This window comes from Streptomyces sp. NPDC048643 (assembly GCF_040650615.1).
Classification (GTDB): domain Bacteria; phylum Actinomycetota; class Actinomycetes; order Streptomycetales; family Streptomycetaceae; genus Streptomyces.
The window spans coordinates 65,728-91,906 of record NZ_JBEZHO010000024.1; the positions used below are offsets into that span (position 1 = coordinate 65,728).

Annotated in this window: 24 protein-coding genes; 11 read left to right on the forward strand and 13 right to left on the reverse strand. The window is 73.5% G+C overall.

Features of this window, described 5'->3' with window-relative positions; all coding sequences use genetic code 11:
* Nucleotides 1-43: 43 nt before the first annotated feature.
* Entirely contained in the window at nucleotides 44-544 is a 501-nt protein-coding gene (locus AB0C62_RS23485) for a methylated-DNA--[protein]-cysteine S-methyltransferase (protein ID WP_362976073.1), read from the reverse strand.
* 263 nt (nucleotides 545-807) lie between these two features.
* On the opposite strand from AB0C62_RS23485, the gene AB0C62_RS23490 reads away from it, so the two are divergent.
* From AB0C62_RS23490 to AB0C62_RS23500, 3 genes are all read left to right on the forward strand, one after another.
* Complete coding sequence (locus tag AB0C62_RS23490; RefSeq protein WP_362976075.1) at nucleotides 808-1,581, forward strand: nuclear transport factor 2 family protein; 774 nt, start codon at nucleotides 808-810, stop codon at nucleotides 1,579-1,581.
* A gap of 78 nt (nucleotides 1,582-1,659) precedes the next feature.
* A complete protein-coding gene (locus AB0C62_RS23495) occupies nucleotides 1,660-2,628 on the forward strand; it encodes an aldo/keto reductase (protein ID WP_362976077.1) in 969 nt (322 codons plus the stop codon).
* 417 nt (nucleotides 2,629-3,045) lie between these two features.
* Entirely contained in the window at nucleotides 3,046-4,965 is a 1,920-nt protein-coding gene (locus AB0C62_RS23500) for an RICIN domain-containing protein (RefSeq protein WP_362976079.1), read from the forward strand.
* Between the two features lie 50 nt (nucleotides 4,966-5,015).
* Here AB0C62_RS23500 and AB0C62_RS23505 read toward each other — a convergent pair whose 3' ends face one another.
* Both AB0C62_RS23505 and AB0C62_RS23510 read right to left on the reverse strand, forming a co-directional pair.
* A complete protein-coding gene (locus AB0C62_RS23505; RefSeq protein ID WP_362976081.1) occupies nucleotides 5,016-5,774 on the reverse strand; it encodes a DUF4232 domain-containing protein in 759 nt (252 codons plus the stop codon).
* 158 nt (nucleotides 5,775-5,932) lie between these two features.
* A complete protein-coding gene (locus tag AB0C62_RS23510; protein WP_362976083.1) occupies nucleotides 5,933-7,324 on the reverse strand; it encodes a serine/threonine-protein kinase in 1,392 nt (463 codons plus the stop codon).
* A gap of 46 nt (nucleotides 7,325-7,370) precedes the next feature.
* Between AB0C62_RS23510 and AB0C62_RS23515 the strand changes: the two genes are divergently transcribed.
* On the forward strand, nucleotides 7,371-7,922 hold the full coding sequence (locus AB0C62_RS23515) for an RNA polymerase sigma factor (RefSeq protein ID WP_362976085.1): 552 nt from the start codon (nucleotides 7,371-7,373) through the stop codon (nucleotides 7,920-7,922).
* 66 nt (nucleotides 7,923-7,988) lie between these two features.
* Entirely contained in the window at nucleotides 7,989-8,492 is a 504-nt protein-coding gene (locus AB0C62_RS23520) for an HAD family acid phosphatase (protein ID WP_362976179.1), read from the forward strand.
* Between the two features lie 32 nt (nucleotides 8,493-8,524).
* Here the strand turns inward: AB0C62_RS23520 and AB0C62_RS23525 are convergent, their stop codons facing one another.
* On the reverse strand, nucleotides 8,525-8,740 hold the full coding sequence (locus AB0C62_RS23525; protein WP_081220578.1) for a dodecin: 216 nt from the start codon (nucleotides 8,738-8,740) through the stop codon (nucleotides 8,525-8,527).
* Nucleotides 8,741-8,959: 219 nt separating this feature from the next.
* Here AB0C62_RS23525 and AB0C62_RS23530 point away from each other — a divergent pair, with 219 nt between their 5' ends.
* Nucleotides 8,960-10,222 carry an extracellular solute-binding protein gene (locus AB0C62_RS23530; RefSeq protein ID WP_362976087.1) on the forward strand — a complete coding sequence of 421 codons (1,263 nt, stop codon included), beginning with the start codon at nucleotides 8,960-8,962 and terminating at the stop codon, nucleotides 10,220-10,222.
* 159 nt (nucleotides 10,223-10,381) lie between these two features.
* Here the strand turns inward: AB0C62_RS23530 and egtD are convergent, their stop codons facing one another.
* The 4 genes from egtD to egtA are packed head-to-tail and all read right to left on the reverse strand — an operon-like array spanning nucleotide 10,382 to nucleotide 14,830.
* Nucleotides 10,382-11,344 carry an L-histidine N(alpha)-methyltransferase gene (egtD, locus tag AB0C62_RS23535; protein ID WP_362976089.1) on the reverse strand — a complete coding sequence of 321 codons (963 nt, stop codon included), beginning with the start codon at nucleotides 11,342-11,344 and terminating at the stop codon, nucleotides 10,382-10,384.
* Nucleotides 11,341-12,132 (reverse strand): ergothioneine biosynthesis protein EgtC, encoded by a 792-nt coding sequence (egtC, locus tag AB0C62_RS23540; RefSeq protein ID WP_362976091.1) that lies wholly within the window; start codon nucleotides 12,130-12,132, stop codon nucleotides 11,341-11,343. Before egtC ends, egtD begins: the two co-directional genes overlap by 4 nt.
* A complete protein-coding gene (gene egtB / locus AB0C62_RS23545; protein ID WP_362976093.1) occupies nucleotides 12,132-13,460 on the reverse strand; it encodes an ergothioneine biosynthesis protein EgtB in 1,329 nt (442 codons plus the stop codon). The genes egtC and egtB overlap by 1 nt, the downstream gene beginning before the upstream one ends.
* A complete protein-coding gene (egtA, locus tag AB0C62_RS23550) occupies nucleotides 13,457-14,830 on the reverse strand; it encodes an ergothioneine biosynthesis glutamate--cysteine ligase EgtA (protein WP_362976095.1) in 1,374 nt (457 codons plus the stop codon). The genes egtB and egtA overlap by 4 nt, the downstream gene beginning before the upstream one ends.
* A 257-nt stretch (nucleotides 14,831-15,087) precedes the next feature.
* On the opposite strand from egtA, the gene AB0C62_RS23555 reads away from it, so the two are divergent.
* On the forward strand, nucleotides 15,088-15,921 hold the full coding sequence (locus AB0C62_RS23555; RefSeq protein ID WP_362976097.1) for a TIGR02452 family protein: 834 nt from the start codon (nucleotides 15,088-15,090) through the stop codon (nucleotides 15,919-15,921).
* A gap of 42 nt (nucleotides 15,922-15,963) precedes the next feature.
* On the opposite strand, the gene AB0C62_RS23560 is transcribed toward AB0C62_RS23555, so the two are convergent.
* The 4 genes from AB0C62_RS23560 to AB0C62_RS23575 all read right to left on the reverse strand — a co-directional run bounded on the left by AB0C62_RS23560 (nucleotide 15,964) and on the right by AB0C62_RS23575 (nucleotide 19,916).
* Entirely contained in the window at nucleotides 15,964-16,410 is a 447-nt protein-coding gene (locus AB0C62_RS23560) for a type II toxin-antitoxin system PemK/MazF family toxin (protein WP_362976099.1), read from the reverse strand.
* Between the two features lie 174 nt (nucleotides 16,411-16,584).
* Nucleotides 16,585-18,075, reverse strand: coding sequence for an SPFH domain-containing protein (locus AB0C62_RS23565; protein ID WP_362976101.1), 1,491 nt, complete (start codon nucleotides 18,073-18,075; stop codon nucleotides 16,585-16,587).
* Between the two features lie 171 nt (nucleotides 18,076-18,246).
* Entirely contained in the window at nucleotides 18,247-18,465 is a 219-nt protein-coding gene (locus tag AB0C62_RS23570; protein ID WP_362976103.1) for a hypothetical protein, read from the reverse strand.
* 26 nt (nucleotides 18,466-18,491) lie between these two features.
* Nucleotides 18,492-19,916: an amidase gene (locus AB0C62_RS23575; protein ID WP_362976105.1), complete on the reverse strand. Its 1,425-nt coding sequence runs from the start codon at nucleotides 19,914-19,916 to the stop codon at nucleotides 18,492-18,494.
* 168 nt (nucleotides 19,917-20,084) lie between these two features.
* Between AB0C62_RS23575 and AB0C62_RS23580 the strand changes: the two genes are divergently transcribed.
* From AB0C62_RS23580 to AB0C62_RS23590, 3 genes are all read left to right on the forward strand, one after another.
* Entirely contained in the window at nucleotides 20,085-21,119 is a 1,035-nt protein-coding gene (locus AB0C62_RS23580; protein WP_362976107.1) for a LacI family DNA-binding transcriptional regulator, read from the forward strand.
* A gap of 95 nt (nucleotides 21,120-21,214) precedes the next feature.
* The gene (locus AB0C62_RS23585; RefSeq protein ID WP_362976109.1) at nucleotides 21,215-22,393 is read left to right on the forward strand and encodes a 4-hydroxybenzoate 3-monooxygenase; all 1,179 of its coding nucleotides are present in this window, start codon (nucleotides 21,215-21,217) and stop codon (nucleotides 22,391-22,393) included.
* Between the two features lie 147 nt (nucleotides 22,394-22,540).
* Entirely contained in the window at nucleotides 22,541-23,977 is a 1,437-nt protein-coding gene (locus tag AB0C62_RS23590) for a benzaldehyde dehydrogenase (protein WP_362976111.1), read from the forward strand.
* Between the two features lie 165 nt (nucleotides 23,978-24,142).
* Here AB0C62_RS23590 and trxA read toward each other — a convergent pair whose 3' ends face one another.
* The gene (gene trxA, locus AB0C62_RS23595; protein WP_355864044.1) at nucleotides 24,143-24,544 is read right to left on the reverse strand and encodes a thioredoxin; all 402 of its coding nucleotides are present in this window, start codon (nucleotides 24,542-24,544) and stop codon (nucleotides 24,143-24,145) included.
* Nucleotides 24,545-24,664: 120 nt separating this feature from the next.
* Here trxA and AB0C62_RS23600 point away from each other — a divergent pair, with 120 nt between their 5' ends.
* Nucleotides 24,665-26,098, forward strand: coding sequence for an NAD(P)/FAD-dependent oxidoreductase (locus AB0C62_RS23600; RefSeq protein ID WP_362976113.1), 1,434 nt, complete (start codon nucleotides 24,665-24,667; stop codon nucleotides 26,096-26,098).
* Nucleotides 26,099-26,179 lie beyond the last annotated feature (81 nt).

The following is a 26,179-nucleotide window of genomic DNA, read 5'->3' on the forward strand; positions in this document are numbered from 1 at the left end:
CCCGGGCTCCCGGGCCGGGCAAGGCGGTACCGGGAGCCGCGCGTCACACCGGCACGTTCTCCAGGTCCAGCAGCTGCCGCTTGCGCTCCAGGCCCGCCGCGTATCCGGTGAGCGCCCCGTTCGCGCCGATCACCCGGTGGCAGGGGCGGACGACCAGCAGCGGGTTCGCACCGATCGCCGTACCGACGGCCCGGACGGCGGCCCTGGACGCGCCGATCCGCGCGGTGATCTCCCCGTAGCTGAGCGTCGTGCCGTACGGGATGTCCTCCAGGGCCTTCCAGACGCGCTGCCGGAAGTCGGTGCCGCCGGGCACGTACTCGATGTCGAAGGCGGTCAGCCGGCCCTCGAAGTACGAACGGAGCTGTGAGCCGATCTCCCGGAAGGCGTCCGGGTCCTCGCGCCAGCCGTCCTGGACGACCGCGCCGTTCTTCTGGTCGGGCAACGACAGCGCGGCGAGCGCGGTCCCGCCCTTGGCGGTGGGGGACTCCCGGCCCACCAGCAGCAGCCGGCCGAGCGGGCTGTCCATCGTCGTGTAGACCGTCATCGGTCCGGTTCCTTTCCGAGGTGCCAAGCTGTGTTCACCCTCAACAGTGCGCCTTGTCCGGCGCCGCGTCCGGCGGGATTCGGACATCGCCCTGCGCCCGGCGAGGGCCCGTGCCCGCGGGCACACCCCGGGCACGCCACCGGTTCCACGCGCTGAGGTCGCGCCCCGGCCCGTACGGGACCACGATCGAAGACGACCGCCCCGCGATCGAGGACGACCGCGGGGATCACCGCACGACCACTCGGCACCGCCCAGGAGTCCCCATGGTCTGGATCCCGCAGATCGCCGATCTCGTCGACCGGATCGGCGCCGCCGACCTCGCCGACGCGCTGCGCGACCCCGCGTCGGCCACCGTACCCGTCGCCCTGGACGACCCGGAGGCGGGCCGGATCAGCGGTGTGGGCGTCCTGGCCGCCTGGCTGGAGGTGCAGGACACCTGGCGGTCCGAGCACAAGGTGGACATCGAGGAGGTCGCCACCACGATCGGCGCGCGGCGGGCCGTCGGCGAGTGGATCGTGCACCTGGAAGGGCCCGACGGCGAGCGCGCCGGAGTGCCCGTGGCGGTCGCCGTCGATCCCGCCTCCAAACTCCCGGTGCGCATCCACCACTCCCGTCGGCCGCTGCTCGGCCGGCACGTCGTGCGCCGCCCGATGCTGAAGCCGGACCCAGCCGTACACGCCTCCGACGTGGTGGGCGCCTACACGGCGGCCCTGGACGCGGGCGACACCGCCGCCGTCGTCGCCGCGTTCGCGCAGGACGGCACCTTTCGCGGGCCTTCCGAGGAGACGTACCGGCACGCCGGGCCCGAGGAACTGACCGAGCTGTACGACGCCCTCTTCGCCGCCGGCGGCGGGATCCCGCTCAAGCTGTGCACCGTGACCGAGGACGGCACCCGGAGCGCCTTCGAGTACATCTGCGACCGCTGGGGCGACGCCGACCTGCCACCGCAGCCCGGGCTCGCGGTCTGCGCGCGGGGCGGCGACGGCCTCATCGTGTCGGCCCGGATGTACGACGACGTGGAAGGCCCGGTCGAGTAGGCCTGCGATGCGCCTTCGGCGGGCAGGGAACAGTCCTCCGCTCTCCCCACCCCACCGCCAGTGAAAGCAGGAATGAGCATGCAGTACGTGAAGCTCGGTTCGACGGGTCTGGACGTGTCCCGGATCTGCCTGGGCTGCATGAGTTTCGGTCTCCCCGACCGCGGCACGCACGCGTGGACCCTCGACGAGGAGGCCTCGCGTCCGTTGATCCGACGGGCGCTGGAGGCCGGGGTCACGTTCTTCGACACCGCGAACGTCTACTCGGACGGCACCAGCGAGGAGATCGTCGGCCGGGCGCTCGCCGAGTACGCGCGCCGCGACGAGATCGTCCTCGCCAGCAAGGTGAACGGCGCGATGCACGAAGGGCCCAACGGTCGCGGCCTGTCCCGCAAGGCGATCATGACCGAGATCGACAACAGCCTGCGCCGCCTCGGCACCGACCACGTCGACCTCTACCAGATCCACCGCTTCGACCACGCGACCCCCGTCGAGGAGACGATGGAGGCCCTGCACGACGTGGTGAAGGCGGGCAAGGCCCGTTACATCGGGGCGAGTTCGATGTACGCCTGGGAGTTCTCCAAGATGCAGTACACCGCCGCCCTGCACGGCTGGACGAAGTTCGCCTCCATGCAGAACCACTACAACCTCCTGTACCGCGAGGAGGAGCGCGAGATGCTGCCGCTCTGCGCCGACCAGGGCGTCGGCGTCCTGCCGTGGAGCCCGCTGGCCCGCGGCCGCCTCACCCGCGACTGGGACACCGCCACCGAACGCAGCCGCAACGACGACTTCGGCAGGAAGCTGTACAGGGAAGGCGACCGCGAGATCGTGGACGCCGTCGCACGCATCGCCGCGGACCGCGGGGTGCCGCGCGCCCGGATCGCACTCGCCTGGCTGCTCGGCCGGAGCACCGTCACCGCGCCCATCGTCGGAGCCACCAAACCGTCGCACATCGACGACGCGGTCGCCGCGCTCGACGTGGAACTCACCGACAAGGAGACCGAGGAGCTCGAACGGCCCTACGCGCCCCGGGCGATCAGCGGCCACTGATCCGCCGCCCGCCGCGGACATCTTCGGGAATGACATGCGCTCGAACGAGCGCGTGAGAGCGCTCCCATTGTGGTGAGACCGGGGCGATTCGCGGGGCCGTGGGAATCCGAATTGCATTTCGCGCGGGCCGGGCTGACATTTGGTCAATATCCCGGCCGCGTGCGCCATTAGGAGAATTCCGGGTTGACTTGTTCCGGGTCCCCGGCCTGTGCAAAGGTGGGGCTTGTCGGCGTGCGGACAATATTCGCCTGCCTCGGTGCGCGTACGGCGCGCCCGTTCCCCCTCGCCCCAGGGCCGCCCGAGGTGGTCGTTCGCGGCGCGGTCCCTCTCCAGGGCGGATCGTCCGGCCTCGCCGGAGGGTCCGCATTTGTTTGAGCGGGAACTTGGTGACGCGTTGTCTCGGAAGGAAAAGCGGACGTGAATGACGGAGTGCCGTCCTCTTCCCTCGACCACGGCCAACTGCCCGAGGTCGTCCCGGACGCCCGGCTCGCCGCGGAGTTGAGGAAGAGCCCGGGAGGGACGCCCGCGAGCCAACCCGTCGGAGAACTGCTCGACCGCCACTGGGAATCGGTCTTCGCCTACGCGCGCCTGTGCACCGACGGGGTGGGCCCGGCCGGAATGCTCACCACGGCCTCCTTCACGCGACTGTTCGGCGATTCCCTGCACCAGGGCGGCCCCACCGCCGCATGGCGGCCCCAACTGCTCGTCACCGTACGGCGGATGGCCGGCGAGTGGCTCATGGACGAGCGGCGCGAACTGCTCTCGCCCGACCTCCTCGCCGACGTGGACCGCACCGACCCGCAGACCGATCCGCTCCTTCCGCCGGAGGGCAGACGACTGCTGGCCCGGGCCTTCCAGCGGCTGCCCGAAGCGGCCCGCTGCCTGCTGTGGCACGGCGAGACCGAGGGCGAGCGACTCGCCATCCCGGCGGCCCTGTTGGGGTTGCCCGTGGCGGACGCCCCCGCCGAGCTCCGGCGCGCCCGCGAACGCCTGCGCGAGAGCTGTCTGGAGATCCACCGCGAACTCGCCCCCGAGGGGGAGTGCCGCGGCTACCACCGCATGCTGGACGTGTCCCTGCGGCGCGGCGGCGCCGACCTCGACCCCGACCTGCGCCTCCACATGACCCGGTGCGGCCACTGCCGTTACGCGGCCGACCAGTTGAACCAGTTCAACGGCTCGCTCGCCGTCCCGCTCGCCGAAGCGGTCCTCGGCTGGGGCGCCCGCCCGTACGCGGCCTCACGCCGGACGCGGGCCACCGCCGCCCCCGCGGCGGACGCACCGGGGACCGGCGGCGGCGACGAGGACCGAGCGGGCCGGTACGGGCCCACGCCCGGCACGACGGGCACCGGGCCCGGCTGGGACACGGGGTCCCACGGAGCGGACCCCATCGTCGAGTTCCACCCCGTGGCCGACGCCGCAGCCACGCCCGGAGCGCCCCCGCGCCCACCCTTCCCGCCGCAGGCCGCGCCGACGCCGCCCGCCCGCCCCGCGCCCGTCCGCCCCGAGCCCGACAGGTCACCGTCGCGCGCCGCCGGTGCCCGGTCCCGTCGACGCGCACCCGCGCGGACCGGCAGGGAACGCGCGTCCCGCCGGGGCACGTCACCGTCCGGCACCCGTGCGAAGCCGTCCCGCGGAGCCACGCCGCACAAGGGGGCCCGACGCGCTCCGAGTCGCCGGAACGTCACGCTCGCCGTGCTGACCGTGGGCGCGCTGATCCTGGTCCCGCTGGTGCTGTGGGCCGCCGGTGCGGGCTCCGACGGACCGAGCGGAAAGGCCGACGGCAGTGGTTCCTCGGGAGCGCCGCGTCCGCACACCGGCTCGACACCGTCCTGGACGGGGGCCGGCGGCCGGGCGGACGGTGCCACGGGCGCCCTCCTGCGCAACACCACGACCGGGCTGTGCGTCGGCATCGCCGGCACGGAGGCCGTGGACGGTGTGGAGACCCGGCTCACCTCGTGCGACGCGGAGTCGGCACGCACCTGGTCGTACGGCCGGGACGGACTGCTGCGCGACGCCGCCGAACCCGGTCTCTGCCTCGACTCGCACCTGAGCTACTCGGTCCAGCTGGCCCCCTGCGCGGGCGCGTCGGAACCGGGCGCGAAGAACGTCCGCTACGACCTCACCCCGCAGGGCAGGCTGGTCGCGCGCTGGAACAAGGACCTGGTCCTCGTGCCCGCGGCCGTCGAAGGGGAGTCGGCACTCGTCCTCAAGACACGCGACGACGACGAGCCGGCCCAGCGCTGGACGCTGGACACCGCCTCGCCCTCTCCCCGGACACAACTCGTCAACTGGGGCTCCTCCGCGGAGGCGGCGCCCACCCCGGGCCCGGGGAACTGAGGGGACCCGGGGGCGCCGTCGCCCGAGGCGGGCGCGGGACCGGGCGACGGTCAGGCGCCGCTGCCGACGCGGACCACCGTGAGACGGACCGACGAGGAGTTGCCGGACACCGGCACCTTGCCCTGGGTCCACTTCACCGTGAGGGAGTCCTTCTCGTCCGGAGGCGTGACGACCAGCGAGGCGGGCGTCGCCGTGTGGGCGCCGCTGATCTCCGGGTTGGAGAAGGACAGACCCGCCCACGCGCTCTGCCCCGGGGCCAGCTTCACGGTCGTCACCGAGTCCGTGGACCGCCGCGGGTCCGGGCCGAGCTGCTTGCCGGACGCGTCGACGAACGCCGCCCCCGGATAGCCGCGCACGGTGCAGGTGCGCCCGGACCGGTTGGTCAGCACGATCGGGAAGTTCTCCTGCCCGGCCCCCGGGTCGTTGCCGCCTACCGAGGCGCGCAGCTCGGAGGTGTGGCACCGGCTGCTCGCGGTGGAGGCGTTGCCCGAGGAGGCGGTGGCGGAGGCCGAGGCGGCATCGGTCGGGGTACCCGCCGTGCCGGTGTCCGGGGTGGAGCTCGCGGTGTGGTCGGACGAGCCCGCGGAGCCCGTGTTCGTGCCGGTGTCGCCGGACGCCGGTTCTGCCGTACCGGACAGGCTCTTCGGGGAACCGCTCGGGGTGTCGGTGCCGCAGGCGGTGAGCACGCTCACGCTCAGCAGCGCCACCCCCGCGAGCAGCGCGGCCCGCCGGGCGGCGGAGGAAAGGCGGCGTGCGGACACCGCGTCGGGCCGGTCCGTGTCCGCCACCGCGCGCCGGAAGGTCGACATGTCACCACTCCTTGGTCTCTCTTCGTACGGGCCTCTCGCCCGTACGCACGGCGCGTTGTGCCCCGTCACCCCTCTCCGATGCACCTACGGAGCGAAAAGTTCGCGGGATCGGCCGACGAATTTCCCGAGGCCGGCCGAACGGCGCCGTCCGACGGGCGTCAGGCCGTCACCCGTACGGAGCCGAGCACGCCGTCGACCGCGTCCCGGTCGCCGCTCTCCTGGCGGATCTGCACGTACACCTGGGGCTCGGCGGCACCGCCCGCCGGAGTGAGCGCCGCCTCGGTGAGGGACCCGGCGTCGCCCCGGCAGTCGTCCCAGGTCCGTATCAACCCGTGCCACCGGGCGCCGGAGTACGGGCGGCTGCCGGCGTAGTGGCATCCGGTGTGCGCGAGCGCGCGGACCTCCGCGGTCACGTCGCCGTGCTCGCTGAGGCCGACGAAGGCGCCGTCGACACCGCCCGCGGCGAGGTCCTGCCAGCGGGTGAGACGGTTCGCGACGGCGAGGCCGGGCTCCGTGCCGTCCCGGAGCCCCAGCGTCCGCGGATTCCAGCCGGAGTCGCGCAGCTGGCCGCCCCAGGACGCCGGCACCTGTGCGGAGACCCGGCCGGTACGGTCCTCCACCCGGACCGTCGTCGGCCCGGGATCCCGCGTCAGCAGTACGGCGGTGACAGCGACCGCGCCGGCCACGACGACGCCCGTCAGCGCCACGAGCGCGGTGCGCCGACGGGGCCGGGGCCGTCGGGTGGTGTCCGTGGCCGACACCTCGCCGGCCAGCCGGTCGAGTTCCGCCGCGAACGCCGCCGCGGTGGGCCAACGCCGCTCCCGGTGGGGTTCCATGGCACGCAGCAGCGCCCGTCGTACGTCCGCCGGGAGGTCCGTGCGGAGCCGGTCCGGCCGCTCCACCTCCCCCGGCGGGCCCGGCACCGAACCGGTGACCAGGTGGTAGCCGAGGGCGCCCAGGCTGTACACGTCGGCCCGCGCGTCGATCCCGGAACCGGGCCGGGCCTGCTCGGGCGGAGTGTACCCCGCGGAGCCCGCCGCCATCGTGAGCCCGGAGGCCTGGGCCAGGCTCTTCGCCAGCCCGAGGTCGGCCAGCAGCACCCGGTCGGAGCCGCCGGGACCGGAGCGCAGCAGGACGTTGGACGGCTTGATGTCGCGGTGCACGATGCCGGCCTCGTGCAGGGCCGCCGCGCCGCGCGCCGCCAGCGCCGTCAGCCGCAGGGCCTGGGCGACGGGCAGGGGTCCGTCCGCGATCCGGTCCGCGAGGGTACCCCCGTCCGCGTACTCCATGACGAAGTAGGGCCGCCCGTCCGGGAGTTCACCGATGTCGTAGACCTGTACGACCCGGTTGGAGTCGGCCTTGCGCAGCAGTCGTGCCTCGGCGAGGAATCTCTCCCGGACGTCCAGCCGGTCGACCCAGTTGTCGGACAGCACTTTCAGGGCCACGGTGGCGTCGAGGTCGTCGTCGTGGGCGAGCCAGACCACGCCGAAACCGCCGGCGCCCAGGCGCCGGTCCAGACGGTAGCGGCCGATCCGTTCCAGGGAGTGCATGCGACTATCATGCCTGGCCTCTGATCGACTCCGAGGGGAGCATCCAGTGCAGGACGCGGCGGGGACCGAGGAACTCGCGCTGCGGGCGGCCGCCGGTGACCGGGCGGCCCTCGACGTGCTGCTCCAGCAGGTCCGGCCCGAGGTCGTGCGGCGCTGCGGACGCTTTCTGCCCTGCCGTGAGGACGCCGAGGAGGCGGCCCAGGACGTGCTCCTCCAGGTGGCCCGGAAGATCACCACGTTCGAGGGCCGCAGCCGCTTCAGCACCTGGCTCCACACCGTCGTCTCGAACTGTGCCCGGCAGAAGTACCGCGAGCTGAAGCGCCGGGCCGCCGAACGGCCCGAGGAGATCGACGCGGCCCAGCACGTCGACCCCCGGACCACGAGCGTCATCGCCGGCTCGCGGATCGACCTGCTGGAGGCGCTGGATCGGCTGGAGCGCGAACATCCGCACCTGGTCGCGCCGTTGGTGTACCGCGACATCTGCCAGCTGGAGTACGCGGAGGTCGCCGAGCGCGTCGGGATTCCGCTCGGCACGCTCAAGTCCCGCCTCCACGAGGCGCGCAAGCAGGTCCGGCCGTGGCTGGCCGACGCCTCCTGAGGCCGGCTCCGTCCCGGGGGCGCGGTCGTCGCGCCGGGCGCGTGGCGTGCCGGGACAGTCCCTAGGCTGGTCCGTGTGAAGGAGCAGAGCAGCAGACCGCCACTCGCCGTGTTCGACCTGGACGGCACCCTCGCGGACACCGCGCACCGCCGGCGGTTCCTGGAGCGCTCCCCGCGGGACTGGGACGCGTTCTTCGCGGCGGCGGCCCAGGACCCACCGCTCGCCGAGGGGGTCGCGCTGGCGCTGAGCAGCGCGCGGGAGTGCGAGGTCGTCTATCTGACCGGCCGTCCGGAGCGGTGCCGCCGGGACACGGTGGCCTGGCTGGCCGCCCAGGGCCTCCCCGAGGGGCGTATCTGGATGCGGCGCAACGACGACCGCAGGCCCGCCCGCCGTACCAAGCTGGAGATCCTGCGCAAACTCGCGAGGGACCGGGAGGTCCGCGTCCTCGTCGACGACGACGAACTCGTCTGCGAGGACGCGGAACGGGCCGGCTTCAGGGTCGTACGGGCACGCTGGGCCGACGCGTCACCGGCACTGCGGGACGCGCAGGAGGGGGAGGGGCGCACCTGACCCGGGTGGGCCGTGCGGGCCCCGGCGACGCGTCAGTCCGCGTCCTCCAGCCGGAACCCGAGCTTCAGGCCGACCTGGTAGTGCTCGACCCGCCCGTTCTCGATCTGGCCCCTGACCTGCGTGACCTCGAACCAGTCGAGGTTGCGCAGGGTCTGCGAGGCACGGGTGACCCCGTTGCGGATCGCCTGGTCGATGCCTTCGTGCGAGGTCCCGACGATCTCGGTGACCCGGTAGGTGTGGTCGGACATGCGGGTGCTCCTCTCCGCCGTGGCGGGAGTGCCACGCGTCATTCCACGGTGCCCCACCCGGTGACGCTGCGCGAGACGGCGGGCCGCCCCGGGTGACGGTGGGCCCTTGACGGACCTCATTGGTCCATACCAAAATCCACACACCCGTACGAGCACCCCAAGCTCGTCCCCCCACGCCGGGCCCCTCCCCCCTGTCCGCAAGACAGAACTGGACCCCTCGTGAAACGTCGCCTGCTCGCCGTCGCCTGCGTCAGCGCCTCCCTGCTCACCGCGTGCGGCTCCCTGCCGGGAAGCGGCACGTCACGACACACCGTCACGGTGTGGCTGATGAAGGACAGCGCCTCCAAGGAGTTCCTCAAGCGCTTCACCGAGGACTTCGAGAGCAAGCACAGTGACATCCGGCTCGACATCCGTATCCAGGAGTGGACCGGGATCGGCGACAAGGTCCAGGCGGCCCTGAAACAGGGCGACGCGGACGCGCCCGACGTCATCGAGGTCGGCAACACCCAGGTGGCGCAGTACGTCGACGGCGGCGGGCTCAGTGACCTGACCCTGGAATCGATGCGCGACTGGGGCATGAACGACTGGCTGCCCGGCCTCGCCGAGCCCGGCCGGTTCGGCACCCGCCAGTTCGGCGTCCCCTGGTACGCCGCCAACCGTGTCGTCATCTACCGCAAGGACCTGTTCCGGGCCGCCGGCGTGGACCAGCCCCCCAAGACCCGCGAGCAGTGGCTCACCGACACCGAACACCTCAACACCGCCGGGAACCAGGGCATTTACCTCGCGGGCCAGGACTGGTACACCCTCTCCGGGTTCATCTGGGACGAGGGCGGCGACCTCGCCCGGGAGTCGCGCTCCGGCAGCTGGACGGGCACTCTCGCGACGCCGGCCGCGCTGCGCGGCATCGAGTTCTACCGGCGCCTCCAGGCGCTCGGTGACGGACCGGTGGACGCCGACGAGGAACACCCGCCGCAGTCCGGGGTGTTCGCGAAGGGGCGGGTCGCGCAGATCGTGGCGGTTCCCGGACTCGTGCAGGCCATCGAGCGCACGAACCCCGACCTGAAGGGCAAGTTGGGCTTCTTCCCCGTTCCCGGCAAGACCGCCGAGAAGCCCGGCGCGGTCTTCACCGGTGGCTCCGACCTCGTCGTGCCCGAGAACACCGACGACCGCACCGGTGCCACCGCCGTCATCGCGGCACTCGCGGGCGCCAAGTGGCAGACGGAACTGGCCAGGACGATGAACTACGTGCCCAACAAGTCGAAGCTCGCGGGCGCCGTGTCCGGCGAGCCGGGTGTGGCCGCCATGGCGGCGGGCGCCGCGCAGGGCCGGGCGACCCCGTCCTCGCCCCAGTGGGCCGCCGTCGAGGCGGACAACCCGATCAAGAAGTCCATGACGAAGATCCTCGGCGGAGCCGACCCGGCGACGGAGGCGCGCAAGGCCTCCGAGAGCATCACGCGCGTCCTGTCCGTCGACGACGAGTGAGCTGACGCCCGCCCCGCGGAAGGGGAGCGACCGGGACGGAGCGCGGACGCGGCGGGGCCTCCCGGCCTGACGGTCCGGGAGGCCCCGCGCGCCGGCCCGCGGCCCGTGCGGGTCTCTGCCGACCCGCGCGGCCGCACGCCGTCGTTGCCGTCCGGAGGGCTACACCGCCGAGCTCAGCGACAGCGCGAAGCGGCCCTCCGTGTCCGTCCACCAGTGCGTCAGATCGAGACTCGCCTCCGCGAGTTCCGCACGGACGCCCTCCGCGCGGAACTTGGCCGAGATCTCGGTCCGTACCTCCTCGCCCTCCGCGAAGTCGACCGCCAGACCGAGGGCGGGGATCTTCACGGTCTGCGCGACCCGGGACCGCAGCCGCATCTCGATCCACTCGTGCCCGGCGTCCCAGAGGGCGACGTGCTCGAACGCGTCGAGGTCGAAGTCCGCGCCGAGTTCACGGTCGACGACGCTCAGCACGTTCTTGTTGAACGCCGCCGTCACCCCGGCCGCGTCGTCGTAGGCCGCGACGAGCACCGACGGGTCCTTCACCAGGTCCGTGCCGAGCAACAGGGTGTCCCCGGGCGACAGCAGGGACCGTACGGACGACAGGAACGAGGCGCGCTCGGCCGGCAGCAGATTGCCGATGGTGCCTCCCAGGAACGCCACCAGCCGCGGTCCCGGTGTGTCCGGGAGCGCGAGACCGCCGGTGAAGTCGGCGATCAGAGCGTGGACGTTCAGCTCGGGACGCTCCGCGATCAACGCGTGCCCGGCCTGCGTGAGCGCGCTCTCGCTCACGTCCACGGGGACGTAGGTGTGCAGGTCCGGCAGGGCGTCGAGCAGATGGCGCGTCTTCTCCGACGAGCCGGAACCCAGCTCGACGAGGGTGCGCGCACCGCTCGCCGCGGCGATCGCCCCCGCCCGCGCGAGCAGGATCTCCCGCTCGGCGCGCGTCGGGTAGTACTCCGGCAGTTCGGTGATCTTCTCGAAGAGCTCGCTGCCGTGCGCGTCGTAGAACCACTTCGGCGGCAGCGTCTTCGGCGTGTGCCCGAGGCCGTGCAGGACGTCGGCACGCAGGGCCGCCTCGGTGGCGTCCTCGGGAAGGGTGCGGGTCAGCAGGAACGGGCTCACGTACGGGGCTCCTTGCGCTGTGCGGATGCCATGTCGTCGCTCATGTCCTTGAGCGGGGTGAGCAGCACCTCGGTGCGGCTCGCCGTGAGGAGGGTGCGGTCGGGGACCTCCCGCCATCGCGGGTCGTCGTCGTGCGGCTCGGAGGCCACGACGACGCGACGGTCCGGCTCGGCGAGGTACCAGAGGGTGTCGCCCCAGGCGGTCGCGGCGATGGTCGTGCCGTCGGTGAGCAGCAGGTTGAGCCGTGATCCCGGGGCCGCCTCCGCGACCTCCACGACCGTGTCGGCCAGCGCCTGCCCCTCCGTGTCCCCGGAGCGCAGCCGGTGCAGCACCAGCGCCCACACGAACGCGGAGTCGCAGCGGGCCTCCAGCGACAGCAGCTCGGCCGCGGACAGGCCCGACACGAGCGGGGCGAGGGAGCCGGGCCACCCGAGGACGGCGCCGTTGTGGCTGAACAGCCAGGTGTCCGCGGCGAACGGCGCCGCGGCGGCCTCCCCGTCCGACCCGGCCAGGGTCGCGTCCCGCACCGCGGCGAGCACCGCCCGCGACCGGACCACGCGGGCCAGGTCGGCGAACGACGCGTCGCCCCAGACGGGCCCGGTGCGCCGGTACCGGGCGGGCACCGGATCGCCCTCGGCGTACCAACCCACGCCGAAACCATCGGCGTTGACCGTCCCGTGCCGCTGACGGCGGGGCGCCCAGGACTGCCGGAACAGGCTGTGCTCCGGCTGGACGAGGAGCGCCCCGAGCTGTTCCCCGTCGCCGAGGAACGCCAGATGACGGCACATCAGGAGGATCCGTCGCGGGCCGTGCGGAACCCGGCGAAGATCTGCCGCCTGATCGGATAGTCCCAGTTGCGGAACGTGCCCCGGCAGGCCACCTGGTCCACCGCGAACGAACCACCGCGCAGCACCTTGTGGTCGGGCCCGAAGAAGACCTCCGAGTACTCCCGGTACGGGAAGGCGACGAACCCCGGATACGGTTCCAGGTCGCTCGACGTCCACTCCCACACGTCACCGATCAACTGCCGTACACCGAGCGGTGAGGCCCCCGCCGGATAGCTGCCCACCGGTGCCGGGCGCAGATGACGCTGACCCAGGTTGGCGTGTTCCGGGGTGGGGTCGCAGTCGCCCCACGGGTAGCGGGTGGAACGGTCGGACACCGGGTCGTGCCGGGCGGCCTTCTCCCACTCCGCCTCGGTGGGCAGCCGCCGGCCCGCCCAGCGGGCGTACGCGTCGGCCTCGTACCAGCACACATGCAGAACGGGCTCGTCGGGCGGCACGACCTCGGTGACGCCGAAGCGCCGCCGCAGCCACTGGCCGCCCTCGCGCCGCCAGAACAGCGGCGCCCCGATGTCGTGCGTCCGGATGTGGTCCCAGCCCTCCGGGGTCCACCAGCGCGGGTCGCCGTAGCCGCCGTCCGCGATGAACGCCTGGTAGGCGCCGTTCGTGACCGGTGTCGTGTCGATGTGGAACGACGGGACCGTACGCCGGTGCGCGGGACGCTCGTTGTCGAGCGCCCAGGGTTCGGTGGAGGTGCCCATCACGAACGGGCCGCCGGGCACCAGGACTTCGGCCGGGCCGGTGAACGGCGCGACCGGAGCGGGGTCGGGAGCGGTCAGGGCCGCGGGGCCCCTGCGGAGCTGATGGGTGATCAGCATGGTCTCGTCGTGCTGCTGTTCGTGCTGCGCGACCATGCCGAAGGCGAATCCGGCCTCGGTGAGCCGACTGCCCCGGAACGCGGAACTCTCCAGGACGTCGAGCGCCCGGCCGCGCACCTCCGCCGCGTACGTGCGGGCCTCGGCGGGCGGCAGCAGCGGCAGTTTGGGCCGCTCGGAGCGCGCGTGCTCGAACGCGTCGTAGAGCCCGTCGATCTCGGGCCGCAGCGCCTCACGTCCCGCGACCGCCCGCAGCAGCCACAGCTCCTCCTGGTTGCCGATGTGCGCGAGGTCCCACACCAGCGGAGACATCAACGGCGAGTGCTGCGCGGTCAGGTCGGGGTCCTCCACGCACGAGGTGAGGAGGGCGGTGCGGTCCCGGGCGGTGACGAGCGCGTCCAGGGCGCGCTCCCTGAGCGACTCCGGATCCGTCAGCGAATCGGGGGCGGGGGCGGTCATGAGCTGATGTCCTTCCCATCGAACCGGCCGGACGAGCGGCCGTCGGACCGGGCCTCGGACCGGCCGTCGGAACGGGTGCCGGACCGGTTGTCGGACCGGCCCTCGTGCTGGGCCCGGTCCGCGCCGAGCAGGTCGTCGGCGGGGCAGCGGCCTCGCGCCACATAGCGGTCGGCGAACTCCGCCACCGCGTCCAGGACCTCCGTGGAGGCCCCGAGCCGGGGCAGCGCCTCGTACGCGGCGGCGAAACAGATGGCCGCGGCCTCGCGCAGTTCCGGATCGGCGAGGCCGAGCCGGGCCGCGTCCCGCCACAGCGGGTTGCGGGGCGCCCGGTCCGTGCCCGCCCGCTCCGCGAGCGGCTTCACGGTCCGGTAGGCGATCTCGGCCGCGTTCGGATCGTCGAAGAGGGCCGCCGTCACCGCGAGGGGCACGATCCAGCCGTCCTCACCCGGCTGCGCGTCGATCATGCGGAGTTCGAGATGACCGCGCGGCCGCACCGGCGGGAACAGCGTCGTCATGTGGTAGTCGAGGTCCTCCCGGGCCGGCGGACTGCCGGACCGGGTCCAGTCACGGAAGGTCATGCCCTCCGGAACGTCCCAGGGGCCCTCGGGCGCCCGGACGCACATCACCGGTGCGTCCAGCACGTGCCGGGCCCAGGCGGCCCGGGGATCGCCGTCCAGGGGCGGCGCGTCGGTGCGCCCGGGATCCATCGCGGTCCACAGCGACTGCCGCGTGGAGCGCCAGCCGGTGCGCCGTCCCCGGGCCATCGGGGAGTGGGCGAACGCGGCCACCAGGACCGGACCGAGCTGGTGGGCGAGCCACCAGCGCCGCCCGTGCCCGAGCGGGCCCGGCTCCTCGTACCCGGCGTCCACGCACACCTGCACGGACGCCGACGTGCACATCATGGCGCGGCCCTCGGGCCCCGCGCGGTCGAGGTAACTCTCCATGGCGTCGTACCGGGGCTCATGGAGATAGCGGCTCGGGGGGTTCCAGGGGTCCTGGCCGTAGCCACTGAGGCCGAGGCCCGTCTCGCGCAGTGTCGCGCGGACGGCGTCCAGGTCGGCCGACACGGACCGTACGCACTCCATCAGGGAGGCGGCGGGAGCGGAACTCAGCTCCAGCTGCCCACCGGGTTCGACGGTCAGCGCCGAACTCAGCGGTACGGCCCGCAGAGCGGCATACGCCGCTTCGAGACGTTCAGGCGGTACGGGGAGCCACGGCGCGCGCAGCTCGTGGACGAGCCATTCGACTTCCACACCGAGGAGGCGGGGCGGACCGGTCTTGAAGCAGATGCCATGGACCAACGCCTCCACCTCGGCCTCGGTGACAGTGGAGCGGCGTGGCTCCGTACAGTCACTCACCGAATCGGACATGTGGGGATCCTCCTGAGATTCCACCATGCCGCCGGCCCGGGGTCTGGTGGGCCGGACCGGCATTCACCCGTCCACCCAAGACCCTCTCGGCGGTTCGCACAAGGGTACAAATTTGTCGCTTCCGAGACCGGAGTACACCGTTTGCGGGGCGTCGAAACTCTGTTGCGCCGCAGGACCAGCATCGCTCACGATGCGTTCATGGGCACGACGGGGGAGTACACACGGGCCGCGCTCGTGGCGCGTACGGGGGTCACGCCATGAGCGCGCGCCTGCGTGCGATCGCCCGGGAGACGGAGGAGATCGTGGCGGCCGGCGGCTACCGCGGCCCCTCCGGCGTCCGGGTGACCCTCGCCGCCGCCGTCGAGGCGGCCAGGTCCGGCACGCAGCTGCACGGGCCCGAGCCGGTGGAGACGCCCGCGGTGACCCCCGGCAGCACGTCGTTCGAGGTCACCGGCGAGAGCAGCCTGGAGGCGGCCCGTCGGCTGACGGCCCGGGGCGGCGACCCGGTCGCGGTGCTGAACTTCTCCTCGGCGCGCAATCCTGGCGGCGGCTATCTGAACGGCGCCCAGGCCCAGGAGGAAGCGCTGTGCCGCGCCTCCGCGCTGTACGGCTGCCTGCTGCGGGCCCGCGGGTTCTACGACCATCACCGCGCCCACCGCGACCCGTTCTACACGGACCGTGTCATCCACTCACCCGGCGTACCCGTCTTCCGCGACGATCGGGGCCGGCTCCTCGACGAGCCGTTTCCGGCGGGGTTCCTGACCGCGGCGGCTCCGAACGCGGGCGTCGTGCTGCGGACCTCCCCGGAGCGCGCCGGCGAGCTGCCCCGCGCGCTCGTCGTCCGCGCCGAACGCGTCCTCGAGACCGCCGCCGCCCACGGATACCGCCGTCTGGTGCTCGGCGCCTGGGGCTGCGGGGTCTTCCGGAACGACCCGGCCCAGGTGGCGGGCGCCTTTCGCGAGCTGCTGGTCCAGGGCCGCTTCGAGGGGTACTTCGACCACGTGGTGTTCGGCATCCTGGACCGCACGCAGGACCGCACGACCCACCGCGCTTTCGAGCAGGCGTTCGCTTACGAACTCCGGGGTGCGTGACGGGGCCGTCCGGCGGTCACCCATCACCCGTCACCCCGCGGTTCAGCGCCAGCCGTACCGCTCGCGCAGCCGGTGCACGACGGAGTTGAACCGCATCCGGTCCAGCGCGCACGCCTCGCGGCGCATCCCGTCCTCGTGCAGCCGGAGAACCCGGTCGACGGCGATCCAGGAGTCCCGTCCGGTCCGGTCCCACGGACCGCTCCCGATCGCCACCCACTCGCGCTCGCCGTCGTGCCGCTTGCTGGAGAGCTGCACCGCCAGCAGGGTGCCCGCGGGTTCGCGGGCCACGACCAGTACCGGGCGGTCCTTGCCCCGGCCGTCGTTCTCCTCGAAGGGCACCCACGTCCAGACGATCTCGCCCGGGTCGGGGTCGCCGTCGTGGGCGGGGGAGTACTCGGTCTTCACGGGGCCGACGTCGCGGGGTTCGGCCTCGGTGGTCGCGGTGGGACCGTAGCGGCCGGGGACGTCATCATCGGTAGAGGCAGTCACGCGGGCCACGGTAGAGCGTGGCCGGGGGAGTTCGGCGGGCGGGTCCGTCACCACCGCGCCCCGGTGACGCACCGGACGGTACCGCGCGGGCGCACCGGAGTCGTCGCTCAACTCCCGTACGCCCGCGCCTCACCCGAGTGACCCTCGCGTCCCGCGCGGCTCAGCGCGTCCGCGTCACCCCTCGTCCTTCTCCACGGGGACCTTCTCGGTGAGCGGCGGCGCGAAGCCGTTGAGGCCCGCCGTCCCGGTCTTTGCCGGTGCGCCCTCCGGACTCGTCGAGGCGAGCAACTGGCGGGCCAGGCCGAGGCCCGTACCGCCCATGGTGAGCGCCTTCGCGAACAGCTCCGACATGCCGTCGGCCCCGTTGAGCAGCACCATGTGGTCCACGTTGCCGAACGCGCTCGCACCCGCCTGGACGATCTCCGGCCAATTCTCGGCGAGTTGCTGGGCGACCACCGCCTCCTGGTTCTCGGCGAGCGCGGCGGCCCGGGCCTGGATGGCCGCCGCCTCCGCGAGCCCCTGGGCGCGGGTGGCCTCGGCGGCGGCGAGCCCCTTGGCCTGGGAAGCCGCCGCCTCCGCCTCACCGGTGGCCTTGGTCGCCAGCGCGGCGGCCGCACCCCGGGCCTTCGTGGCCTCGGCCTCCGCGTTGGCGGCCGTCTTGACCCGGTTCGCCTCGGCCGCGGCGGCCAGTTCGGTCTCCTGGGCCTTGGCCTGTGCGGCCGAGATACGCGCGTCACGCTCGGCCTCGGCCCGGGCCCGCGTCTCGTACGCCTGGGCGTCCGCCGGCTTGCGGACGTCCGCCTGGAGCTGCTGTTCGCGGCGGAGGGCGTCGAGTTCCGCGATCCGGGTCTCCTGCACGACGACGTCCTGCCGGGCCGCGGCGTCCGCGAGCGGTCCGGCCTGCCGGGCCTTCGCCGCCGCCTTGTCGCGCTCGGCCTGGTAGCCCGCCTGGAGGATCTCGCTGTCCCGGGTCGCCTCCGACATCCGGGCCGCGGCCTTCTGCTCGGCCTCGGTGGCGAGACGGTTCGCCTCGGCCTGCGCGATGCGCGCGTCCCGCTGGACGGCGGCGGCGTGCGGCATCGCGAGGTTCTTGATGTACCCGGTCGGGTCCTCGATCTCGTGGATCTGCAGCGAGTCGACGATCAGACCGAGTTTCTCCATCTCCGTCCCGCACGCGGCCCGGGTCTGGCCGGTCAGCTTCTCCCGGTCGCGGATCATGTCCTCGACGGTCAACCCGCCGACGATGGACCGCAGATGACCGGCGAACACGTTGTGCACCCGCTCGGCCATCATCTTCTGCTGGTCGAGGAAGCGGCGGCCCGCGTTGGCGATCGACACGAAGTCGTCGCCCACCTTGAAGATGACCACGCCCCGCACCTTGAGCGGAATGCCCTGGGTGGTCACGCAGTCCACGTGCAGCTCGGTCTCGTTGAGGTCGAGCGAGATCTTCCGCACCGCCTGCACGCCGGGCATCACCAGCGTGCCGCGTCCCGTCACGATGCGGAAACCCATGCCCTCCTCGAGGCCTTCGGTCCGATGCTTCGAACCGGAGATGATGAGTGCTTCGTTGGGCTCCGCGACCCGCCACATGAGCTTGAAGACCACGACGATGAAGATCACTGCGAGGACAACCGCCCCCGCCACGACGCCGACAACCATCGGCATACGCCCCCTTTGAATGGTGCCCTTTCGGCACCGAACGAACGGAGTGTGCTCCTCGCCGACGCCGGGGTACAGACGCCGGCGAATCCTTGTCGCGTTCTTGACGCCCCGGCCTCTCACCTGGGACGGGGCGGGCTCAACTGTCGTATGGGCGGCGCCAGAAGGCCGACCGTGTCACACGTCGTAGGCGGGCGACACGTACACGGTGCGGGGCGGCAGGTACTCCACGACCATCACCACCGTGCCCCGCTCGATACGGTCCTTCGCGACGGCCGGGTAGGCGAGGAAGTGCTCGGCGCCGCCGCGCACCCGGACGATCACCTCACCGACGAGCCCGGGTCCGACCGTGCCGGTCACCCGTCCCATCAAACCGACCATCGGTGCGTCGTTCATGACGCCAGGGTAAGGCCGCAACTCCCTCATGCCGCCGGGGAGTCGGCGACGGCCCGGTGCGGGGGCCAGTGGTCGTGCCAGCGCAGGTCGTCCTCCAACTGCGCCGCCAGCGACACGAGCAGTGGCTCGCTGTCCGCCGGGCCGAGCAGTTGCGCGCCGACCGGGAGCCCGTCGCCGACGAAACCCGCGGGCACGTTCACCCCCGGCCAGCCGAGGACGTTCCACGGCCAGGCGTAGGGGCAGGCGGCGATCATCGCCCGGTCGGTGCCGAAACCGCTCAGGCCGAGCATGGCCCCGATGCGCGGCGGGGGAGCGGCGGTCGTGGGCGCGAGCAGGACGTCGTACCCCTCGAACAGCGCGCCGACGCGCCGGTGCAGCAGCGCCTCGGCACGCCGGGCCGCCCGCAGCGGCGCCCCGCCCAGCAGCCGGCCGAGCCGCGCGGCGTCGCGGGTGCGCCGGTCGAGGAGTTCGGGGAACGGCGCCTCGCGCACGTGCTCGGCGATGCCCGCCGTGGCGCGCGGGACGAACGTGAGCCCGATCCGTCCGTAGCGCGGCTCGGCCTCCTCGACCGTGTGCCCGAGGCGGGCCAGCCGCTCCGCGAGCGCCAGGACCTTCGCCCGTACGGCGGGATCGAGCCGCGCGGGCACGGCCGTGAACGGCGGCTTCAGCGACAGCGCGATGCGCAGCCGGCCCGGGTCGCGGCCCACCGCGTCGTGGACGCGCAGAGCCGCCGGGCGGTGCAGATCGCCGTGGTGGCTGCCGCTCGCCGCGTCCAGCAGCAGGGCCGCGTCCGCGACGGTGCGGGCGAGCGTGCCGTTGACGGTGATGCCCTGGAAGGACTCCGGGCGCGGCCAGGTCGAGATCCGGCCGCGCTGCGGTTTGATGCCGACCAGGTGGGTCCAGGCGGCCGGGATGCGGACGGAGCCCGCGCCGTCCGAACCGAGCGCCGCCGGGACCAGACCCGCGGCGACCGCGGCCGCGGAGCCTCCCGACGAACCCCCGGGCGTATGGCCGGTGTGCCAGGGATTGCGGGTCGCGCCGAAGGCCGGGCCCTCGGTGAAGGGCCACTGCCCCAACTCGCAGGTGTTCGTCTTGCCGATCACGACCGCCCCCGCCGCGCGGAGCCGCCGTACCGCCTCGCCGTCCTCGGCCGCCCGGGGGTGGGCGCCGGGGCAGCCGAACGCGGTCGGCTCGCCCGCCACGTCCATGTCGTCCTTGACCGCCACCGGCACGCCGAGCAGCGGGCGCCGCCCGCCCGCCGCCCGCTCCCGGTCCGCCGCGTCGGCCTCGGCGAGCGCCGCCTCGGCGCGCACCAGCCGGAACGCGTTGAGCGTGGAACGGCTCGCCTCGACGCGGTCGAGCGCCCGCTCGACCAGCTCACGCGAGGTCACCTCGCCGGCGGCGAGGGCGCGCGCGCTCTCCGTCAGGCCTGGGGTGCGGTCGGGAGCCATGCGGACACCTCCGGAGGACGTTGTCTACCGAACGGTAACCTCTGGGTGGGCGGAGCGGTACGCGGCGGGCAACCCCCCTTGCGGAAGCGGGAGTTCCGCGTTTCGGGCGGTGCCGGGACGCCCCGGCCCGAGGCGGCGTACCGGGCTTCTGGAAGGATGCCGTACGTCATGGTGCACATACCGAAGCAGCCCGCCCAGCCGACGCCCGCGCAGCGACCCGTGCCGACGAGCGCCGACGTGGCGCGCCTCGCGGGAGTCTCGCGCGCGACCGTCTCGTACGTCCTGAACAACACCAGCGCCGTCCGCATCAGCGAACCCACCCGCCGCCGGGTCCGCGAGGCCGCCGAGGAGCTCGGATACGTCCCGCACGCGGCCGCCCGCAGCCTGCGCGCCGGACACAGCCGCATGGTCCTGATGCCCGCTCCGGCCGTCCCCGTGGGCCCCCTCTACAACCAGTTCTTCAGCGAGCTCCAGTGGGCGCTCGGCCGGCTCGACTACACCGTCGTGCAGTACGGCAGCGTCGGCCTGCGCGGCGACGAGGCCGCCCGCGCCTGGGCCGAGCTGCGGCCCGTCGCCGTGCTGGTCCCCGGCAGCGGGCTCGGCCCGCAGGGCGTGGCCGTCCTCAAGCGGGCCGGGGCGCGGGCCGTCGTCACGCTGGGCCCCGAGCGCGTCGAGGGCGCCCACGCGCTCCTCATGGACCACGACCGGGTCGGACACGCGGCGGGGGAGCACCTGCTGGCCCGCGGTCGGCGCCGCGTCGGCGTGGTGATACCCGGCGAGGCCGGCCTGGAGATCTTCTCCACGCCGCGCCTCGACGGCGTCCGCCGGGCACTGCGCGGCACCGACGCGACGGTGACCGAGCTGCCCCTGCCCTACGAGGAGGAGGCCGCCGCCGGGCTCGCGGCCCGCTGGCGCTCGCTCGGCCTCGACGCCGTCTTCGCCTACAACGACGAGTACGCGATGCTCCTGATGCGCGCCCTCCAGGACGAGGGCATCACGATCCCGGACGAGACCGCCGTCGTCGGCGCCGACGACCTCATGCTCGGCCGGCTGCTCCGGCCCCGGCTGAGCACCGTCCACATCGAGCTGCCGTCCGGCCGTGACCTCGCCGAACTGGTCGACCGGGCCGTCCGTGAACCCGGCGGTGAGCCCGAGACGCACGAGGTGCTGGGCGCACGGGTCGTGCACCGCGCGTCGAGCTGAGAGAGGCTGGGCCTGTTCGCCCGGCCCCGCGCCGGGACCGGTCCCCTCGAAACCCGCCGGGCCCCGCCCCGGCGGCACCGGACAGCGGAGGCGTCATGCGGACCTCGGTCGGCATCATCGGCGGCGGCCCGGCCGGGCTCCTGCTGGCCCGCCTGCTGCACCGGACGGGGATCGACTGTGTCGTCCTGGAGAGCAGGACACGGGCCTACGTGGAGGAGCGTCAGCGGGCCGGCATGCTGGAGCAGGGCACCGTCGACGCACTGCGCGCCTGCGGAGCGGGTGACCGGCTGAACGCCGAAGGTCTGGTGCACCGCGGCATCGAGCTGCGCTTCGACGGGGAGCGCCACCACATCGACTTCCCCGGCCTCACCGGGGGCCGCACCGTGACCATCTACGCCCAGACGGAGATCGTGAAGGATCTCGTCGCCCTCCAACTCGACGGCGGACCACCCCTGTTGTTCGAGGCGCAGGCGCTCGCCGTCGACGGGGCGGCGAGCGACGAGCCGGTCGTGCGATTCCTGCACGAGGGGCGCGAGCAGACCCTGAGCTGCGACTACGTGGTGGGCTGCGACGGTTCCCACGGCATCGCGAGCGCCGCGCTTCCGGCCGGTACGAGCCGCAGTTACGCGCACGACTACCCGTACTCCTGGCTGGGGATCCTCGCCGACGTGCCGCCGTCCTGCGAGGAGTTGATCTACGCCCGGGGCGAAGGCGGTTTCGCCCTGCACAGCATGCGCTCCCCGTCCGTGTCGCGCCTCTACCTCCAGGTCCCGAACGGCACCGACCCCGCCGACTGGCCCGACGAGCGGGTCTGGGACGAACTGGCCGCGCGTTTCGCCGTCGACGGGGACTGGCGCCTGGAGCGCGGACCCGTCACCGCCAAGTCGGTCACGCCGATGCGCAGTCTGGTCCGTGAACCGATGCGCCACGGACGGCTGTTCCTCGCCGGGGACGCCGCCCACATCGTGCCGCCGACCGGCGCCAAGGGGCTCAACCTCGCGGTGTCCGACGTACGGGTCCTCGCGCAGGGCTTCGCCGAGCTGCACCGCTCGGGGTCCTCCCGGCTGCTCGACCGGTACTCCGGGGTGGCCCTCACCCGGGTGTGGCAGGCCACCCGTTTCTCGTACGACATGACTAAGATGTTGCACGCTCAACCGGATAGCGACGCCTTCGAAGCCCGGATGCAGCTCGCGCGGCTGCGCCGGATCACGGCGTCCCGCACCGCGGCCGCCGAACTGGCCGCGCACTACACGGGACTTCCGCTCGCCTTATGAGCCGCGTCCGAAGTCCCCGCGCCGCGCCCCGTGCCCGGACGCCGACCCGGCGGGCCGGGACCGGACGCCCGGCGGACCCCACGAGCCGTATCACCGCCGAACCGCCCGCAGCATCCCGTGCGATCAGGGAACGATCGGAGAGCCGACATGCCGCTGCTCGACCCCACGACCTGGCAGACCCGCCCGCTCTCGGGCGGTGAGCACACCGTCACCGAGCCCGCCACCGGCGAGCGTCTCGGCGCCGTCACGCTCGCCGCGGCCGACGACGTCGCCACGGCGGCCCGGGCCGCCCACGCGGCCCGGAACGACTGGGCCGGGGCCCCGCACTTCGCGCGGGCCGCCGTGCTGCGCAAGGCGGGGGACCTCTTCGCCGCGCACGCCGACGAACTGCGCGACTGGATCGTGCGCGAGTCCGGCTCCATCCCCGGCAAGGCGGACTTCGAACTGCACGTCGCCGCCCAGGAGTGCTACGAGGCGGCCGCCCTCGCCTCCCGCCCGACGGGCCAGGTGCTGCCCTCGGAGGCCCCGCGGCTGTCGTACACCCGCCGTGTTCCGGTCGGAGTGGTGGGCGTGATCGCGCCCTTCAACGCGCCGTTGATCCTCTCGATCCGCTCGGTCGCCCCGGCGCTCGCGCTCGGCAACGGCGTGGTCCTCAAGCCGGATCCACGGACCGCGGTGTGCGGCGGCCTCGCGCTCGCCGCCGTCTTCGCCGAGGCCGGGCTTCCCGACGGACTGCTGCACGTCCTGCCCGGCGGCGCCGAGGTCGGTCAGGCGCTGGTCGCCGACCCGCTCGTCCCGGTCATCTCCTTCACCGGCTCGACCGGAGCCGGGCGCGCGGTCGGCGAGGCGGCGGGCCGGCATCTCAAGCGCGCCCACCTCGAACTGGGCGGCAACTCCGCCCTGGTCGTCCTCGCGGACGCCGACCTCGACGCCGTCATCTCCACGGCCGCCTGGGGCTCGTTCTTCCATCAGGGCCAGATCTGCATGACGACCGGCCGCCACCTCGTCCACGCCTCGCTGTACGAGGAGTACGTCGAACGGCTCGCGGCGAAGGCCGACTCCCTGGCCGTCGGCGACCCCTACCGCGAGCAGGTGCACCTCGGGCCCATCATCGACGACACCCAACTCGCCAAGATCCGGGGCCTGGTGGAGGCCAGCACGGCACGCGGCGCGAAGCTGGCGGCGGGCGGGGAGCACGACCGGCTCTTCTACCGGCCGACCGTGCTGGCGGGGGTCGACGACACGACCCCGGCGTACGCGGAGGAGGTCTTCGGACCGGTCGCGCCGGTCCGCTCCTTCGACACCCTCGACGAGGCCGCGGCCCTCGCCTCCGCGGGACCGTACGGTCTCTCGCTGGGCATCGTCACCCGCGACACCGCGCGCGGGCTCGAACTCGCCGACCGCATCCCGACCGGGATCGTCCACATCAACGACCAGACCGTCAACGACGAGGCCGTCGCGCCCTTCGGCGGGACCGCCGCCTCCGGAACCGGCGCCCGTTTCGGCGGCGACGCCAACCTGGACGCGTTCACGGACATCCGCTGGACGACCGTGCGGGGCGACGTGGCCGGGTATCCGTTCTAGACGCAGCCGGTTCCCGGGCCGCTGCCGGGCGCCCCGTGCTCACCGGGAGCGTCCGGACGCCACGCGGGACACGGCTCGTCGCCGGAACTCTCCGCGGACACGACTCGTCACCCGGGGCCGCCGCCCGCGCGGCGGGCCACCGGGTGACGCCGTGCCCGCTTCAGGTCACTCGCCGCCCTGGGCCTGCTGACCCTCGGCCGCCGCGGCCTGCTGGGCCGCGACCGACTTGCGGACCTCGTCCATGTCGAGCTTCCGGGCCTGCCCGATCACGTCCTCCAGGGCCTCCGCGGGGAGCGCCCCGGGCTGCGCGAAGATCGCGACCTGGTCGCGCACGATCATCAGGGTCGGGATGGACTGGATGTCGAAGGCGGCCGCGAGCTCCGGCTGCGCCTCGGTGTCGACCTTGGCGAAGACCAGGTCCGGGTTCGCGTCGGCGGCCTTCTCGTAGACCGGCGCGAACTGACGGCACGGCCCGCACCAGGACGCCCAGAAGTCGATCAGGACGAACTCGTTGTCCGTGACCGTCTGGTCGAAGTTCTCCTTGGTGAGCTCCACGGTGCTGCTCATGCGATATTCCCTCTTCCTGACGTCCGGCTCATGCCGGTTTGCACAACGCCACCCACCGGGGGCGTATTCCGCGCCCGTACCCGTGTGGCCACGACGCACACCAGCAACCAGACTGGCCCCATGACGGAAACGGAATCCATCGCCTACGACGTCGTGGTGCTCGGTGCCGGGCCCGTGGGGGAGAACGTGGCCGACCGCGCTCGCGCGGCCGGCCTCTCCACCGCGGTCGTGGAGAGCGAACTGGTCGGCGGCGAGTGCTCGTACTGGGCGTGCATGCCCAGCAAGGCCCTGCTGCGCCCTGCCATCGCCCGCGCCGACGCCCGCCGCGTACCCGGCCTCGCCCAGGCCGTACAAGGTCCTCTCGACGCGGCCGCGGTGCTCGCCCACCGCGACTGGTTCACCTCGGACTGGAAGGACGACGGTCAGATCGGCTGGCTGGACGGCATCGGAGCCGTCCTGTACCGCGGCCACGGCCGCCTGGCCGGATCCCGCACGGTGACGGTCGACGGCCCCGACGGCACCCGGACGACGCTCACGGCCCGGCACGCGGTCGCCGTGTGCACCGGCACCCGCGCCCTCCTGCCCGACCTGCCCGGACTCGACCAGGTCAAGCCGTGGACGAGCCGGGAGGCGACGAGCGCGCACGCCGTGCCCGGACGGCTGATCGTGGTCGGCGGTGGCGTGGTCGCCGCGGAGATGGCGACGGCCTGGCAGGCCCTCGGCTCCCAGGTCACCCTGCTCGTCCGCGGCAAGGGCCTGCTGCCCCGCATGGAGCCCTTCGCCGGTGAACTGGTCGCCGAGGCGCTGACCGAGGCCGGGGCGGACGTGCGCACCGGCGTCTCCGTGACCGCCGTGTCCCGCGAGGGTTCGACGGTGGTCGCACTCACGGACACCGGCGACCGCATCGAGGCCGACGAGATCCTCTTCGCCACCGGCCGGGCGCCCCGCACCGACGACCTGGGCCTCGGCACCGTGGGCCTGGAGGACGGCGACTGGCTGGAGGTCGACGACAGCCTCCGCGTCGTCGGCAGCGAGTGGCTGTACGCCGTCGGGGACGTCAACCACCGCGCCCTGCTCACCCACCAGGGCAAGTACCAGGCCCGGATCGCGGGCGCCGCCATCGCCGCCCGCGCCGCCGGGGTGCCGCTGCTGGAGACCGACCCGTGGGGCGCGCACGCCGCGACCGCCGACCACGCCGGCGTCCCGCAGGTCGTCTTCACCGACCCGGAGGCGGCGGCCGTCGGGCTCTCCCTCGCGGAGGCGGAACAGGCGGGCCACCGCGTCCGGGCCGTCGACGTCGACATGTCCTCGGTCGCCGGCGCGGGCCTCTACGCCGACGGCTACCGCGGCAAGGCCCGCATGATCGTCGACATCAACCGCGAGGTCGTCCTCGGCCTCACCCTGGTCGGCCCCGGCGTCGGCGAACTGATCCACTCCGCGACCGTCGCCGTCGTCGGCGAGGTCCCCATCAGCCGCCTCTGGCACGCCGTCCCGTCCTACCCGACGGTCAGCGAGGTGTGGCTGCGCCTGCTGGAGGCCTACCGGGACGCGTGAGCCGGCCGGCCGGGGGACGCCCCGGCGCCGGCCACGAACCGACAGGCCGGGCGGCACACGCTGCGCCGCCCGGCCCGCGGC